This window comes from Streptomyces sp. NPDC007095 (assembly GCF_040634475.1).
Taxonomy (GTDB): Bacteria; Actinomycetota; Actinomycetes; order Streptomycetales; family Streptomycetaceae; genus Streptomyces.
Genome location: NZ_JBEYFS010000286.1, coordinates 1 through 13,406, shown reverse-complemented (window position 1 = coordinate 13,406; position 13,406 = coordinate 1). Strand labels below are relative to the sequence as shown.

At 71.2% G+C, this 13,406-nt stretch carries 16 protein-coding genes; 10 read left to right on the top strand and 6 right to left on the bottom strand.

The window, feature by feature from the left end; all coding sequences use genetic code 11:
* Window positions 1-143: 143 nt before the first annotated feature.
* Together ABZ656_RS51250 and ABZ656_RS51245 are read right to left on the bottom strand one after the other, a co-directional pair.
* The gene (locus tag ABZ656_RS51250) at window positions 144-1,085 is read right to left on the bottom strand and encodes an amidohydrolase family protein (protein WP_360278672.1); all 942 of its coding nucleotides are present in this window, start codon (window positions 1,083-1,085) and stop codon (window positions 144-146) included.
* A gap of 266 nt (window positions 1,086-1,351) precedes the next feature.
* The gene (locus ABZ656_RS51245) at window positions 1,352-1,945 is read right to left on the bottom strand and encodes a zinc-binding dehydrogenase (protein ID WP_360278669.1); all 594 of its coding nucleotides are present in this window, start codon (window positions 1,943-1,945) and stop codon (window positions 1,352-1,354) included.
* Between the two features lie 118 nt (window positions 1,946-2,063).
* On the opposite strand from ABZ656_RS51245, the gene ABZ656_RS51240 reads away from it, so the two are divergent.
* From ABZ656_RS51240 to ABZ656_RS51230, 3 genes are read left to right on the top strand one after another with little or no spacing between them, the layout of a single operon-like run.
* Window positions 2,064-2,510, top strand: coding sequence for a MerR family transcriptional regulator (locus ABZ656_RS51240; protein ID WP_360278666.1), 447 nt, complete (start codon window positions 2,064-2,066; stop codon window positions 2,508-2,510).
* Window positions 2,511-2,546: 36 nt separating this feature from the next.
* The gene (locus tag ABZ656_RS51235) at window positions 2,547-2,804 is read left to right on the top strand and encodes a hypothetical protein (RefSeq protein WP_101407710.1); all 258 of its coding nucleotides are present in this window, start codon (window positions 2,547-2,549) and stop codon (window positions 2,802-2,804) included.
* 11 nt (window positions 2,805-2,815) lie between these two features.
* Window positions 2,816-3,151: a YnfA family protein gene (locus ABZ656_RS51230; protein WP_101407711.1), complete on the top strand. Its 336-nt coding sequence runs from the start codon at window positions 2,816-2,818 to the stop codon at window positions 3,149-3,151.
* Between the two features lie 119 nt (window positions 3,152-3,270).
* On the opposite strand, the gene ABZ656_RS51225 is transcribed toward ABZ656_RS51230, so the two are convergent.
* On the bottom strand, window positions 3,271-3,714 hold the full coding sequence (locus ABZ656_RS51225; protein ID WP_360278661.1) for a metalloregulator ArsR/SmtB family transcription factor: 444 nt from the start codon (window positions 3,712-3,714) through the stop codon (window positions 3,271-3,273).
* A 108-nt stretch (window positions 3,715-3,822) separates the two neighbouring features.
* Between ABZ656_RS51225 and ABZ656_RS51220 the strand changes: the two genes are divergently transcribed.
* The 7 genes from ABZ656_RS51220 to ABZ656_RS51190 all read left to right on the top strand — a co-directional run bounded on the left by ABZ656_RS51220 (window position 3,823) and on the right by ABZ656_RS51190 (window position 10,539).
* Complete coding sequence (locus tag ABZ656_RS51220; RefSeq protein ID WP_360278658.1) at window positions 3,823-5,796, top strand: heavy metal translocating P-type ATPase; 1,974 nt, start codon at window positions 3,823-3,825, stop codon at window positions 5,794-5,796.
* The gene (locus ABZ656_RS51215) at window positions 5,793-6,200 is read left to right on the top strand and encodes a hypothetical protein (RefSeq protein ID WP_101407713.1); all 408 of its coding nucleotides are present in this window, start codon (window positions 5,793-5,795) and stop codon (window positions 6,198-6,200) included. Before ABZ656_RS51220 ends, ABZ656_RS51215 begins: the two co-directional genes overlap by 4 nt.
* Window positions 6,201-6,235: 35 nt before the next feature.
* Window positions 6,236-6,829, top strand: a complete 594-nt coding sequence (locus tag ABZ656_RS51210; protein WP_360278654.1) for a cation transporter — start codon at window positions 6,236-6,238, stop codon at window positions 6,827-6,829.
* A gap of 316 nt (window positions 6,830-7,145) precedes the next feature.
* Window positions 7,146-7,562 carry a PepSY domain-containing protein gene (locus tag ABZ656_RS51205; protein ID WP_129592401.1) on the top strand — a complete coding sequence of 139 codons (417 nt, stop codon included), beginning with the start codon at window positions 7,146-7,148 and terminating at the stop codon, window positions 7,560-7,562.
* Between the two features lie 35 nt (window positions 7,563-7,597).
* Window positions 7,598-8,206 (top strand): hypothetical protein, encoded by a 609-nt coding sequence (locus ABZ656_RS51200; protein ID WP_101407716.1) that lies wholly within the window; start codon window positions 7,598-7,600, stop codon window positions 8,204-8,206.
* 177 nt (window positions 8,207-8,383) lie between these two features.
* Window positions 8,384-9,127: a response regulator transcription factor gene (locus tag ABZ656_RS51195; protein WP_101407717.1), complete on the top strand. Its 744-nt coding sequence runs from the start codon at window positions 8,384-8,386 to the stop codon at window positions 9,125-9,127.
* Entirely contained in the window at window positions 9,124-10,539 is a 1,416-nt protein-coding gene (locus ABZ656_RS51190) for a HAMP domain-containing sensor histidine kinase (RefSeq protein WP_360278649.1), read from the top strand. Before ABZ656_RS51195 ends, ABZ656_RS51190 begins: the two co-directional genes overlap by 4 nt.
* Window positions 10,540-10,573: 34 nt before the next feature.
* Here ABZ656_RS51190 and ABZ656_RS51185 read toward each other — a convergent pair whose 3' ends face one another.
* The 3 genes from ABZ656_RS51185 to ABZ656_RS51175 all read right to left on the bottom strand — a co-directional run.
* Window positions 10,574-10,825: a hypothetical protein gene (locus ABZ656_RS51185; RefSeq protein ID WP_360278678.1), complete on the bottom strand. Its 252-nt coding sequence runs from the start codon at window positions 10,823-10,825 to the stop codon at window positions 10,574-10,576.
* Window positions 10,713-10,991, bottom strand: a complete 279-nt coding sequence (locus tag ABZ656_RS51180) for a hypothetical protein (RefSeq protein ID WP_360278675.1) — start codon at window positions 10,989-10,991, stop codon at window positions 10,713-10,715. The genes ABZ656_RS51185 and ABZ656_RS51180 overlap by 113 nt, the downstream gene beginning before the upstream one ends.
* 264 nt (window positions 10,992-11,255) lie before the next feature.
* A partial coding sequence (locus ABZ656_RS51175) for an ATP-binding protein (RefSeq protein WP_360278646.1) occupies window positions 11,256-13,406 on the bottom strand: 2,151 nt, incomplete at its 5' end.

Genomic DNA, 13,406 nt, shown 5'->3' with positions numbered 1-13,406 from the left:
ACGGCCTTGCCCTCGACCGGGATCGGGCGGTGCAGTTCGATGGTCTGGCCGCCGACGTCGCCGGGGCCACCACCACGCCGTCCTGGCATCCGGCCACCGCTGTCCTGTCGGCCCCGGATGGTCTCGTCAGCGCACCCCGATGATCAGGCCAGTCCCAGAAGCGCTTCGGCGTTGCCGGCCAGGATGCCCTGGGTGTCCTCTGCGTCGAGACCTGCCCGTTCGATGTAGGCGACAGTGTCGAGGTAGTGCTCGCCGCCCTGGTACGGGAAGTCGCTGCCGAGGACGAGTCGGTCTGCGCCGACGGCCTGGACCGCGGCCCGCAGCGCGGTCTGGGAACTGTGGGCGACGGTGTCGTACCACATTCGGCGTGCCGCCTGGCTCGGCGGGAGGGGGGCCTCAGGTGCCTCGAAGTGGGCAAGGTTGTCCCACCGCTCCAGCAGCATGGGCAACGCCCCTCCGAAATGGGAGTTGAGGATGCGCACATGGGGGTAGCGCGTCACGAAGCCGCGGGTGATGAGCTGGGCCGCTACGACGGTGTCCTCCACGGGCGCGCCGACCATCCAGGTGAGGTGGTGGTCGGTGATCTGCGGGGAGGCGACGCCGTCGCCGGCGGGGTGGAGGTACATCACGGTGCCGCGGCGGTCGAGTTCCTGCCACACCGGCGCGAAGGCCGGGTCGGTCAGCGCCCGGCCCGCGGCCGAGGTGGTCAGGGCCACGCCCACCACCCCCGGCGCGTCGAGGACGCGGTCGAGTTCCGCCAGGGCCGCGTCGACGTGCGGCAGAGGAAGCACGACGAAGGCCAGGAAGCGGTCGGGGTGGCGGTCCACCAGGGAGACGTACCGGTCGTTGATCAGGCGGGCGGCGGCGGCCCGATCCGGATCCGGAAGGGCGCCCGTCAGCGGTGAGGCGGAGATCACCTGCCGGTCCACACCGGCCCGGTCCATCAGGGAGAAGCGGGCCTCGAGTTCCTTGTCGGTGTCGTCGGCCCCGAGCCCACGCTGGCCGCCGGTGGTGGTGACGCCCGAGTCGGCCAGGAAGTCCAGGTAGTCGCTGGGGTAGACGTGCGCGTGTGTGTCGATGCGCATGAAGGCGTTCCTCAATCGTGCAGGGAAGAGAGGGGAGAGAAGGGGGGCGGATTCCGGATTCGCCGATAGCACACGGCGGCTTGGACGTCGCTGTTCAAGGAGACATCACCCGCTGTGAGCCGGCTCCCCGGCATGCGGGTCCGGGGTGGGTCGACAAACTCTCGGTCACCGAGCGGGACGCCTGCAAGTGGGACGACCACAGCGGTCCCACCGACCTCTGGCAGGGTTCTGCCGCCTTCACCTCGTCAGTGATCGGCTCCGGGGTGTTAGGGCAGGAGGAGTACTTTGCCGGTCTGTCGGTGGCTTTCGAGGTAGGTGTGGGCTTCGGCGGCTTGTTCGAGGGGGTAGGCGCGGTCGATGATCGGGGTGATCTTTTTGTCTGCCAGCAGTTGAAGGCATAGTTGCTGGTCGCGCAGGGTGGCGCCGCGGACGCTGGCGATGGTCACCTGCTGGCCGATGAGGGCGAGTGCGTCCAGTTCGAGGCGGGATCCCTGGTCGGTCGGTGTGCCCAGGACGATGACGGTGCCGCCGAGTCGTGTGCAGGCGAGGGAGAGCTGGAAGAAGTCGTTGCCGCCGACGCAGTCCCAGACGGCGTCGGCGCCCAGGCCGTGGGTCAGCTCTCGTACCTGTGCAGGCATTCGGGGATCGGTGGAGTGCACGATGTGGTCGTAGCCGAGTTTGGTGAGCGCTTCGTCGCGGTCCGCCTTGGTGGTGGTGCCGATGACGGTGGCTCCGCTCAGTTTTGCCAGTTGTGCGCAGGCGATGGCCATTCCGCCGCTGGCGCCGGTGATGACCACGGTGTCGCCGGGGCCGACGGGTGCTTGGCGCGCGCAGTTGAGGGGGGTGGTGTAGGTCCACATGGTGGCTGCGGCTGTCTCGTAGTCGACGCCGTCGGGGATGGGCAGGATGGCGTCCTGGCGGCGGGCGACGTACTGGGCGTATCCGCCGAAGACCTGGTGTCCTGGGTAGGCGGTGTCGATGCACAGGTTTCTGCGCAGCGGCCAGGTCGCCGAGGCGGCCGGGGTGAACGTGCAGACGCTGCGCTACTACGAGCGGCGCGGCCTGCTGGCCGAGCCGGAACGCAGCAACGGCGGTCACCGCCTGTACGGCGAGGACGCGGTGACCGCCCTGCGGGTGATCAAGGCCGCGCAGCGGCTCGGGTTCACGCTGGAGGAGGTCGCCGACCTGCTGGTGGCCGGCCGCCACCGGCACGGCCGTCCCGTCGCGGGGCTCCAGGAGCGGGCCGCGGCCAAGCTCGCCGAGGTCGACGCGAAGATCGCCGACCTGACCACCATCCGCACCGCCCTGGCCGCAGCCGTCGAAGCCGGATGCGACGACCTGAGCGTCTGCGCCGCAAGCGCCTGCTGCCCGATCCCCTTCACTGACCTCGCCGAGGAGAACCGCCATGCCGGCCCCTGCTGCTGACCCCCGACCCCACCGCGCACCGAAGGCACTGGGGCCTTGGCCGCCCTGGCGTGTGTGGCGTGCTGCGCGCTGCCCCTCCTGATCACGGCGGGCGTCGTCGGGGCCGGCGCCGGGGCGGTGGTGGGCTGGCTGCCCGCCGTCGCCGTCGTCCTGGCCGTGCTCGCCGCCGGGACCTGGTGGCTCAACCAGCGCCGCCGCCCCTGCTCCTGCGCGCAGAAGTCCGCTGGTGAGGGCACATGCGGCTGCCAGGTAGCCGGTAACCCGCTGAAGATCACGGGCGCGGGCCGCCGGTAGGGTCAGCCGGTATGACCGTCGCTCGTTCCATTGCCCTGTTCGCCGTCGCCGCCCTCTTCGAGATCGGCGGCGCCTGGATGGTCTGGCAGGGCATCCGCGAGCACAAGGGCTGGATCTGGATCAGCGTCGGCGTCATCGCGCTGGGCCTGTACGGGGTGGTGGCCACCTTCCAGTCCGACGACAACTTCGGGCGCATCCTCGCCGCGTACGGCGGGATCTTCGTGGCCGGGTCGATCGCCTGGGGCATGGTCGCCGACGGCTACCGCCCCGACCGCTACGACGTCATCGGCGCCCTGGTCTGCCTCGCCGGCATGGCAGTGATCATGTACGCCCCCCGCAGCCACTGACCTACGCTTCTTCGCCGCTTCCGCCTGGCGGTCAATAGCGCCGCAGTTGAGGACTCGGCCGAGCGCGCCGAGCCGGCCCTAGATCAACGATCCTCCCAAGAACCCCAGCGCGGCACCGATCACCGTGCTACGCGATCAGCATCCATCTCGGCGCCAACGGCTGTACCGGCGTTTCCCACGACGATGGCGGCTTCAGGCTCCGGCTCGGCGACCGTGTCGCTCAGGCCGAGGCGGAGGTGCTCGACGTGATACAGCGCCTGGTCGAGCAGTTCGCAGACGTGGTTGTCGTAGAGGGAGTAGACGACGGAGCGGCCCTTGCGGGTGCCGACGACGAGGTCGAGGTTGCGCAGCAGGCGCAGCTGGTGGGAACAGGCGGACTGTTCCATGCCGACCTCGGCGGCCAGCTCGGTCGCCGGGAGCGGGCCCTCGCGCAGGCGGGAGAGGATCAGCAGCCGCGACGGGGTGGCCAGCGCCTGCAGCGTGGCGGCCACCTTCGCAGCGTTGTCCGCGGTGAGGCGGGTGCGCGGGACGCGGCTGGCGGGGGATGCGGCTCCATGACCCATGCGGCAATCGTACGCCCCGAATGAACACATGAATCGATGTTCATTCGTTCCTGTTACGGTGGTGGCGTTGGACGCTGTCCGTCCCGTCTGTGAAGGAATTCCGTTTCGATGTCTTCCACCCTCACGCGCCCGGCGCCTGCCGCCGACGCCGTCCGTGACGCGGTGGCGCCCAGGCGCCGCACCCGGATCTTCGCGCTGCCCGAGGCGCGCTGGGCGGCGGCCTCGCTGGTGCTGTTCCTGATCGCGCTGCCGCTGTATCTGCTGGGTGCGCCGGCCTGGGCGTGGGGGCCGCTGTTCGCCCTCACCTTTGTCACCGGTGGCTGGGAGCCGGGCTGGGCGGGTGTTCAGGCGCTGAAGGACAAGACGCTGGACGTGGATCTGCTCATGGTGGTCGCGGCACTGGGTGCGGCGGCGATCGGGCAGGTGCTGGACGGCGCGCTGCTGATCGTCATCTTCGCCACCTCCGGGGCACTGGAGGCGATCGCCACCGCCCGCACCGCCGACTCCGTGCGCGGCCTGCTGGACCTGGCGCCTGCGACCGCGACCCGCCTCGGTGACGACGGGGCCGAGGAGAGTGTGCCGAGCGAGCAACTGGCGGTGGGCGAGGTGATCCTGGTGCGCCCGGGTGAGCGGATCGGCGCCGACGGCCGGGTGCTGGACGGGGCGAGCGAGGTGGACCAGGCCACCATCACCGGCGAGCCGCTGCCGGTGGCGAAGCAGGCCGGGGACGAGGTGTTCGCCGGCACGCTGAACGGCACCGGCGCGCTGCGGGTGAAGGTCGAGCGCGATCCCTCGGATTCGGTGATCGCCCGGATTGTGGCCATGGTCGAGGAAGCCTCCGAGACCAAGGCGCCCACCCAGCTGTTCATCGAGAAGGTCGAGCAGCGCTACAGCCTCGGCATGGTCGCCACGACGATCGCCCTGTTCGCCCTGCCGCTCCTGTTCGGCGCCGCGTTGCAGCCGACGCTGCTGCGGGCGATGACCTTCATGATCGTGGCCTCGCCGTGCGCGGTGGTGCTGGCCACCATGCCACCGCTGCTGTCGGCGATCGCCAACGCCGGCCGTCACGGCGTGCTGGTCAAGTCCGCCGTGGTCATGGAGCAGCTCGGCCAGGTCGACCAGGTGGCGCTGGACAAGACCGGCACGCTGACCGAGGGCACCCCGCGCGTGACCGACATCCGCCCGCTGGTGACCTCCGGCCTGGACGAGGACGCCCTGCTGCGCTGCGCGGCGGCAGCCGAGCACCCCAGCGAGCACCCGCTCGCCCGTGCCGTCGTGGACGCCGCCCGCACCCGGAACCTGGACATCCCGCTGGTGGAGGACTTCACCTCCGCTCCCGGCACCGGGGTGAGGGCGAGGGTCGACGGCAAGGCGGTCGCGGTCGGCAGCCCCGCCCGGCACTGTAGCGGCCGCGGTGACCACCCGGCCGCCGCGGTGGCCGCCCGGCTGGAGGACGAGGGCCGCACCGCCGTCCTGGTCGAGATCGAGGGCACCCCGGTCGGTGTGCTGGGCATCGCCGACCGGCTGCGCAAGGAGGCCGCCGCCACCGTCATCGCGCTGACCGGCCTGACCGACCACCCGCCGGTACTGGTCACCGGTGACAACCCGCGCGCCGCCGCCCGCCTCGCGAGCGAGGTCGGCATCACCGACGTCCGAGCCGGTCTCCTGCCGCAGGACAAGGTCACCGCCGTGAAGGAGCTGGAGCAGGCCGGGCGCAAAGTGCTGATGGTCGGCGATGGCGTCAACGACGCCCCGGCCCTGGCCGCCGCCCACACCGGCATCGCCATGGGCCGCGCCGGCTCCGACCTCGCCCTTCAGACCGCCGACGCCGTCGTGGTCCGTGACGAACTGGCCACCATCCCTACCGTCGTCGCACTCTCGCGCCGGGCCCGGCGCCTGGTCGTGCAGAACCTCGTGATCGCCGGAACGTTCATCACCGGCCTGGTCATCTGGGACCTGGCCGGCACGCTGCCGCTGCCCCTCGGTGTCGCCGGACACGAGGGCTCCACCGTCATCGTCGGCCTCAACGGCCTGCGCCTGCTGGCCGACGCCGCCTGGCGCCGCGCCGGGAACGACCAGTGAGCCGCCGCACCCGCAAGGCTGCCCCCGCCGCGACCGGGGCAGCCCGCTGCACGGTCACCGTCTGCCGCGGCTGCTGCTGCGGAACCCCCAAGATCCCCGGCCTGGACCATGGCGCCCAGCTCGCCCAGCTGCGCCAGTCCCTCGCCGACACCGCGCAGGTGCGGGTGACCGGCTGCCTGGACGCCTGCGAGCACGCCAACGTCATCGTCATCCAGCCCTCCGCGGCCGGCCGCGCGGCGGGCGGGCGCCCGGTGTGGCTGGGCCTGGTCAACGACACCGACGCCGCCGACGACATCGCCGCCTGGGTCGAGGCCGGCGGCCCGGGCCTGGCCGACCCGCCCGGCGTACTGGACCTGTACGCCTTCACCCCCTCCCGCCGCATCCGCCAGGCGCTGACAGACTGACCCCGCCACCACCCCTTTTGCGAGGACCAACGACCATGACGACGCTGCCCGCCACGACCCGCACCGCCTTGCTGCGACGCGGCTTCGCCCTGGAGTACACCACCCTGGGCTGGAACGTGATCGGCATCGTGGTCCTCGCGATCGCCGCGATCAACGCCCGCTCGGTCGCACTGGCCGGCTTCGGCCTGGACTCCCTCATCGAGATCGGCGCCTCCACCGTGGTGATATGGGAACTGTCCGGCACCGGCGAGGACCGCCAGCGCAAGGCGATGCGCCTGATCGGCATCGCCTTCATCGCGCTCGCGGCCTACCTGCTGGTGCAGTCGACCTGGGTCCTCGCCGCTGGCTTCCACGCCCACCACAGCGCCGTCGGCATCGCCTGGACCGCGATCACCGCCGCGGTGATGTTCGCCCTGGCCGCCGGCAAGGCCCGCACCGGCGCCGCCCTGGACAACCCCGTGCTCAAGACCGAAGGACGGGTCACCCTCATCGACGGCCTCCTGGCCACTGCAGTCCTGCTCGGACTCGTTCTCAATGCCGCCTTTGGGCTCTGGTGGGCAGATCCGCTCGCCGGATACGTGATCGTCTACTACGGGATCAAGGAAGCGCGAGGCGCCCTGACCCACTGAAACCACCGCGCCAGGACCACCAAAGAACTCTCGACACGCATCGGCCCCCGGCCTCGCCGGGGGCCGACGTGTCGCACTTCCAGCAGCAGACCTTCAGTTCAGAGCAGCCGACCCTGCCTCCGGGTACGTCTGGGCGCTCCGTCGTGTCCCTTCTCGTAGAGAGAGTCGGCGGAAGATTGGCAATCTGCTGGCCTCTCGCTCTCCGTTTGCTGGGCTGTCTCTCAACAGCGAATTCCTAGGGTCGTGCTCGTCCCCCGGAGGTCCGGTTCCGCAGACCTCTGAACCCGCAAGTTCCCCAGTGTTTGGAGACACCCTGATGCGTGCTCTGCCCCGTCGTGCCGTGCTTGCCGCTCCCGCTGCTGTGCTGATGATGTTCGCCCTGGTCGCCTGCGGCGGTTCCGACTCCGGCTCGGACAGCTCCAAGGCCGCGGACACCCAGCAGTCGGCCCAGAGCGCAGGCGGCGCGGAGGCGGCCGGCGAGGCCGGCGGTGACACCGACGACAAGACGGAGCCGCCGCTGACCGGTGACATCAAGCAGAAGGCCGAGGCCGCCGCGCTGGCCGCGTACCCGGGCACGGTCGTGAAGTCCGAGGAGGACGCGGAGAAGCCCGGCATGTACGCGGTGGAGGTGAAGCAGGCGGACGGCACCTCGATCGAGGTGTACATCGACAAGTCCTTCAAGGTCACCGACACCAAGAAGGAAGGCACCGAGGAGACCGAGGACGCCAGCTGACAGCGACGGCCTGAACCTCTCGAAGGGAGAGCCCGATGCCGACCGAGCCCGAACACGCCTCCGCGTCCTTCGCGGACGATCAGAAGACAGCGATCCTGGATGCGGTACCCAGCGCACCGGCGCCGGTCGGCTACGGGGACCGCTTTGCCGAGGACGCCTTCGACTACCCGTCATCGGCCGCGCAGGACTGGTCCGCGAAGGCGGCGCCGGCACCGGAGGCGATTGCCAGTGCGACAGCCGCCGCCCCGCAGCCGGTGCCACAGGCGCGCAGAACCGGCCATGGTGGAGCACGGGGCGCCAACGGATGGCAGCAGGCGGCCGTCCGGCACCGGTCGGCCCTGACGGCTGCCGCGGCCGTGCTGCTGCTGGGCGGTTTCGGGTTCGCTCTGTCCACCGTCAGCGACACCGTCTCTTCCGATCCCACCCCGGGCAGCACCGCGCAGGTCTCCGCGCCGAAATCACCGACCGGGCAGCCGCTGCCCCCGGATGCCTCGGCCACCGCAGAGCCTGGTACCGGCGCGGGCGCCAGTGCCGCGCCCACGCCGGCGAGCCCGTTGCCGGGCACCGGCGAGGACCGGGGCCGTGACCAGGAGCACGGTCCAAACGAGCCGGGACGCGAGGACGGCGACGACGCCGACGACTGACTCCCCGGTCGGTGTCACCCGCCATCCCGCCACCGCCGTCCGGCCGACGCCGTCCTCCCGTCCCCGTCGGCCGGACGGCACCCGCTTGTCCACCGTCGTCCCGTACGTCTTACTGGTCCCAGGCGGCTTCCCGTGAACTCTTCAACTCCCCTGGCACAGCTGTGCGAGCCTTGCGCCATGCGGCTGCTGCTCATCGAAGACGACGACCGAATCGCCGGCCCCCTGACCGAGGGCCTGGGACGCTACGGGTTCACCGTGGACCACGTCCGCACCGGCGCCGCCGGGCTCGCCGACACCACGGCCGCACCGGACCTGGTCCTGCTGGATCTCGGCCTGCCCGACATGGACGGCCTGGACGTCTGCCGCAGCCTGCGTGCACGCTCCGCCGTCCCCATCATCATGATCACCGCGCGGGGAGAGGAAGCCGACCGCATCGTCGGCCTCGAACTCGGCGCCGACGACTACCTCGCCAAGCCCTTCGGCGTGCGGGAGTTGATCGCCCGCATCCGCGCCGTCACCCGCCGCGCCGGAGCACCCGCCTACGCGCCGACCGAACCTGCGGAAGAGACCGCGAGGCCCCAGGAGCACCGGACGGTCTCCGGCGCGCAGGCGCTGGGGTCACTGTCCGTCAACCGCCGCACCCGTGAAGTCCACCTCGACGGGCAGCACATCGCCCTCACCCCGCGGGAGTTCGATCTCCTCGCCTACCTCGCGGAGGATCCCGGCACGGTGTGCTCGCGCCAGCAGATCATGGACACCGTGTGGGATCCGCACTTCTTCGGCCCCACCAAGACCCTCGACGCCCACGTTGCCGCGCTGCGCCGCAAGCTCGGCGATGCGGGCTGGATCACCACCGCCCGCGGAGTCGGCTTCCGCCTCACCGTCCCCGGCCACCGAACAGCCTCCGAGGGGGTCAATTGACCAGGCGGCTGCTGCTGAGTTACGTCGCCCTGGCCCTGCTCGTGCTGGCCGGCCTGGAGATCCCACTCGGCTACATCTACGCCCGCGGTGAGACCGCCCGCGCCTCCCAGAACATAGAGCGCGACGCCGCCATGCTCGCCGAGATCACCGAGGAGAACATCGAAAAGGGCCAGCTCGCCGAACTGCCCGATGTGGTCGGCGACTACGCCGAACGCACCGGCGGCCGGGTCATCGTCACCGACAAGCAGGGCATCGTCCTGGCAGACTCCGACCCGGCCGGACGCACCGGCCTCAGCCTTGCCGCCCAGCCGGACATCGCCCGCGCCCTGCGCAATCAGCCCACCGTCACCACCACCGACAACAACGGCACAGACGCCCTGGCGGCCACCATGCCCGGCTCCTCAGGCACCACGATCCGCGGCACGCTGCGCCTGACCTACCCCATGGACGAAGTCTCCGTTCGCGTCCACCGCATCTGGGGTGCCCTGGCGCTCGCCAGCGCCTGCGTCCTGGCGGTCGTCGCGCTGGTCGCCTTCAGCATGGCCCGCTGGATCACCCGGCCTCTGCGCACTCTGGAAGCAGCGACCACGCAACTGGCGGACGGTCACCTCGCCGATCCGCCCGACGCCACCACCGGGCCGCCCGAACTGCGCCGCCTGGCCGCCTCCTTCACCCGCACCGCCGGCCGACTGCAACAACTCCTCAAGGCCCAGCAGGGATTCGCCTCGGAAGCCTCCCACCAGCTGAAGACCCCACTGACGGCGTTGCGGCTGCGTCTGGAGAACTTCGAGCCCTACCTCGACCCACGCGCCCACCCCAGCCTGGAGGAAGCCGTCGGAGAGGTGGAGCGCCTTGGCCGCATGGTGCAGGGGCTGCTCGCCCTGGCCCGGCTGGAGAACACCGCCACCACGCCCGAGCCCGCCGACCTGGACGCCGCGCTCGCCGACCGGGTCGCCATGTGGGAGCCGTTGGCGGCCGAGCAGTACGTCGCCATCAACATCACCGGCCCGCCCGCCGGCCCAGTGTGGGCGATCCCCGGGGCGCTTGAGCAGATCGTCGACAACCTCCTCGCCAACGCCCTGCGCGTGTCCCCGCCCAGCACCAGCATCACCCTCCACCGCGTTCCGGGCGGCGAACTGCACATCGTCGACCAGGGGCCCGGCATGAGCGAGATCGACCGCGAGCGCGCCTTCGACCGCTTCTGGCGTGCCTCCGACTCCCACCACGACGGCACCGGTCTCGGCCTGCCCATCGTCCGCCACCTCGTCGACGCCTCCGGCGGCACCATCACCCTGCACCCGGCACCGGGCACCGGCCTGGACGTCGCCGTGCGGCTGCGCCCGGTGACCGGGCCGCGGTCGCACGGCGGTCGGGTACCTCGATCAGCATCGGCACCGGCGAGAGCGCGATGACCGGCTCGATGCGCGCAAAGGTGAGCCACGGCGGTCAGGTGCGGCTGGCCAGGTAGGCGTTCCAGTCGCGGCCGGCACGCCGGGTCCACTGAAGTGCGTTGGTGAGGCTGATGCCGAGCAGGGAGCTGAGGACGGACGGGGGTAGGTCCGCGGCGAGGGTGACCAGGGCGGAGTTACGCAGGGGGACGACCGGGAGGCCGTAGCGTCGCAGCTTGGCGGTGAGGCAGTGGGCGGTGATGGGCTGGTCGGCGAGCTGGCCTGGTCGGGTGGCGTGCCAGTACGGCATCGAGGTCCATCTCGGTGAAGGTCGCCTCCCGGTAGCGCATGGTCCTACGGGGCACGGTCTCAAGTCCCTGGGCCATCTGCCGGGTCAGCGGACGGCCGTAGTCCTCCATGAAGGCGATGACCACGTCGGTGCCCCGCCCCGCGCGGCGCTGCCCCTCGCCGAGCATGTCGTACGTCTTGCCCACCCCAGTGGCTGCCCCGGGTAGACCCGGAGAGTGCCGTGCGGCACGTTTCGCTCCTTCCGGGCGCCAGCGGGTCCTCTTACTTCTCCATGGTCCTTCGGATCACCCGAAAGCGGCGGCCGCGTAGGGTCGTGGCTCTGGCGATCGCAAGGGCCAGAGAGTGGCACGAAGAGGAGAGGTGGGGCGTGCTGGACTGCGCGGAAACGCCCGGAGGCTGCTGGGCACGGTGTCCTGAGGGGCGTCGACGCGTCAGGAGATGGCTGTCGCCGGAAGGTCGGCGGGGGCCGGCTGGAGATCCGGTGCGGCCGGGACGGTGAGGACCATGGTGAGTCCGCCGCCAGGGGTGTCCTCGGCGGCGATGGTGCCGCCCATGGTCTCGGCGAAGCCTCGGGCAACCGCCAGACCCAGCCCCACCCCGGCGCCGCGGGGAGCGTCTCCGTACCGCTGGAAGGGTTCGAAGATGCGGTCCTTGGCCTCGTCGGGGACGCCGGGGCCGCGATCCACCACCCGTACCTCCACCCGGTTCACCATGGCGCTCGCGGACACCAGGACCGGTTCGTCGGTGGGGCTGTACTTGACGGCGTTCTCGACGAGGTTGGCGACCGCGCGCTCCAGCAGACCGGGGTCGACGGCGACCATGGGCAGGGTCTCGGGGATGTCCAGCTCGACGCTGTCCTCGGGTACGCCGCCCAGCGCCATCGGGACCACCTCGTCGAGGTCGATCTCGCGGATCAGCGGGGTGACCGTGCCGGTCTGGAGGCGGGACATGTCGAGCAGGTTGCCCACCAGGTGGTCGAGCCGGTCGGCGCCCTCCTCGATGCCTTCGAGCAGCTCCGCCTGGTCATCCTCGGACCATTCGACGTCCTGCGAGCGGAGTGAGGACACTGCGGCCTTGATCCCTGCGAGCGGGGTGCGCAGGTCGTGACTGACCGCGGCCAGCAGCGCGGTGCGGATGCGGTTGCCCTCGGCGAGGGCGTGGGACTGGTCGGCCGCGGACTGCAGCCGTTGGCGGTCCAGGACCACCGCGGCCTGGGCGGCGAATGCCGCCAGCACCCGCCTGTCCTCCGCCGGCAGCACCCTGCCCGACAAGGCCAGCGCCATGTGATCGCCGACTGGCATGTCGACGTCCGCGTCCTCCGGCCGCTCGACCACCGTCCGCGTGCCGACACTGCCCGCGCAGGTCCACGGGTCGACGTCACTGGCCCGCTCCAGGAGGGCGACCGACTCCATGCCGAAGGTCTCCCGGACCCGCTCCAGCAGGGCCTCCAGGCTGGTCTCGCCGCGGAGCACACTGCCCGCGAGGAAGGAGAGGATCTCCGACTCGGCGCGCAGCCGGGCCGCCTGATGGGTGCGGCGGGCCGCGAGGTCCACGACGGAGGCCACCGACACCGCGACCCCGACGAAGATCGCGATGGCGACGATGTTCTCCGGGTCGGCGATCGTCAGGGTGTGGACGGGCGGAGTGAAGAACCAGTTCAGCAGCAGGGAGCCCACCAGCGCCGAGGCGAGCGCCGGATAGAGCCCGCCGAGCAGGGCCGAGGCCACCGTCAGCGTCAGGAACAGCAGCATGTCGTTGGCGAGGCCGACTTCGGGGGTGGCGCTGCTGAGCAGGAACGTGAGGACGGCCGGGCCGACCACGCCGACCAGCCAGCCCCAGACGACGCGCAGCCGGCCGAGGTGTGCCCCCCGGCCGATGGGCAGTCCGCGTCCCTTGCCCGCCTCGTCGTGGGTGATCAGGTGGACGTCGAGGTCGGGCCCCGACTCCCGGGCGACGGTGGCGCCGACACCCGGTCCGAAGACGTACTGCCATCCCTTGCGTCGGGACACGCCGAGGACGATCTGCGTGGCGTTCACGCCGCGCGCGAAGTCGAGCAGCGCGACCGGTATGTCGTCCCCGATGACGTGGTGGAAGGTGCCGCCGAGGTCTTCGACCAGGGTGCGCTGGATGGCCAGTTCCTTGGGCGAGGCGTTGGTCAGTCCGTCACTGCTGGCGATGTAGACCGCGAGGACCTCGCCGCCGGCGCCCTTCTCGGCGAGCCGCACCGCGCGGCGGATCAGTGTGCGGCCCTCAGGACCGCCGGTCAGCCCGACCACGATCCGCTCCCGCGAGCCCCAGATCTTCGAGACCTTGTGCTCGCTGCGGTACTCATTGAGGTACTCGTCGACCCGGTCGGCGACCCAGAGCAGTGCCAGCTCGCGCAAGGCGGTGAGGTTGCCGGGGCGGAAGTAGTTGGACAGGGCCGCGTCGACCTTGTCGGGCTTGTAGATGTTGCCGTGCGCCATGCGGCGGCGCAGTGCCGGCGGTGACATGTCGACCAGTTCGATCTGGTCGGCCCGCCGTACGACCTCGTCCGGCACCGTCTCCTGCTGCCGGATCCCGGTGATCGACTCGACGACATC

Bases quoted from the DNA above. Each gene is read 5' to 3' on its own strand.
- ABZ656_RS51250 (WP_360278672.1), bottom strand. From the start codon at position 1,085: ATGCGCATCGACACACACGCGCACGTCTACCCCAGCGACTACCTGGAC.
- ABZ656_RS51245 (WP_360278669.1), bottom strand. From the start codon at position 1,945: ATGTGGACCTACACCACCCCCCTCAACTGCGCGCGCCAAGCACCCGTC.
- ABZ656_RS51240 (WP_360278666.1), top strand. From the start codon at position 2,064: ATGCACAGGTTTCTGCGCAGCGGCCAGGTCGCCGAGGCGGCCGGGGTG.
- ABZ656_RS51230 (WP_101407711.1), top strand. From the start codon at position 2,816: ATGACCGTCGCTCGTTCCATTGCCCTGTTCGCCGTCGCCGCCCTCTTC.
- ABZ656_RS51225 (WP_360278661.1), bottom strand. From the start codon at position 3,714: ATGGGTCATGGAGCCGCATCCCCCGCCAGCCGCGTCCCGCGCACCCGC.
- ABZ656_RS51220 (WP_360278658.1), top strand. From the start codon at position 3,823: ATGTCTTCCACCCTCACGCGCCCGGCGCCTGCCGCCGACGCCGTCCGT.
- ABZ656_RS51210 (WP_360278654.1), top strand. From the start codon at position 6,236: ATGACGACGCTGCCCGCCACGACCCGCACCGCCTTGCTGCGACGCGGC.
- ABZ656_RS51205 (WP_129592401.1), top strand. From the start codon at position 7,146: ATGCGTGCTCTGCCCCGTCGTGCCGTGCTTGCCGCTCCCGCTGCTGTG.
- ABZ656_RS51200 (WP_101407716.1), top strand. From the start codon at position 7,598: ATGCCGACCGAGCCCGAACACGCCTCCGCGTCCTTCGCGGACGATCAG.
- ABZ656_RS51195 (WP_101407717.1), top strand. From the start codon at position 8,384: ATGCGGCTGCTGCTCATCGAAGACGACGACCGAATCGCCGGCCCCCTG.
- ABZ656_RS51185 (WP_360278678.1), bottom strand. From the start codon at position 10,825: ATGCCGTACTGGCACGCCACCCGACCAGGCCAGCTCGCCGACCAGCCC.
- ABZ656_RS51180 (WP_360278675.1), bottom strand. From the start codon at position 10,991: ATGCTCGGCGAGGGGCAGCGCCGCGCGGGGCGGGGCACCGACGTGGTC.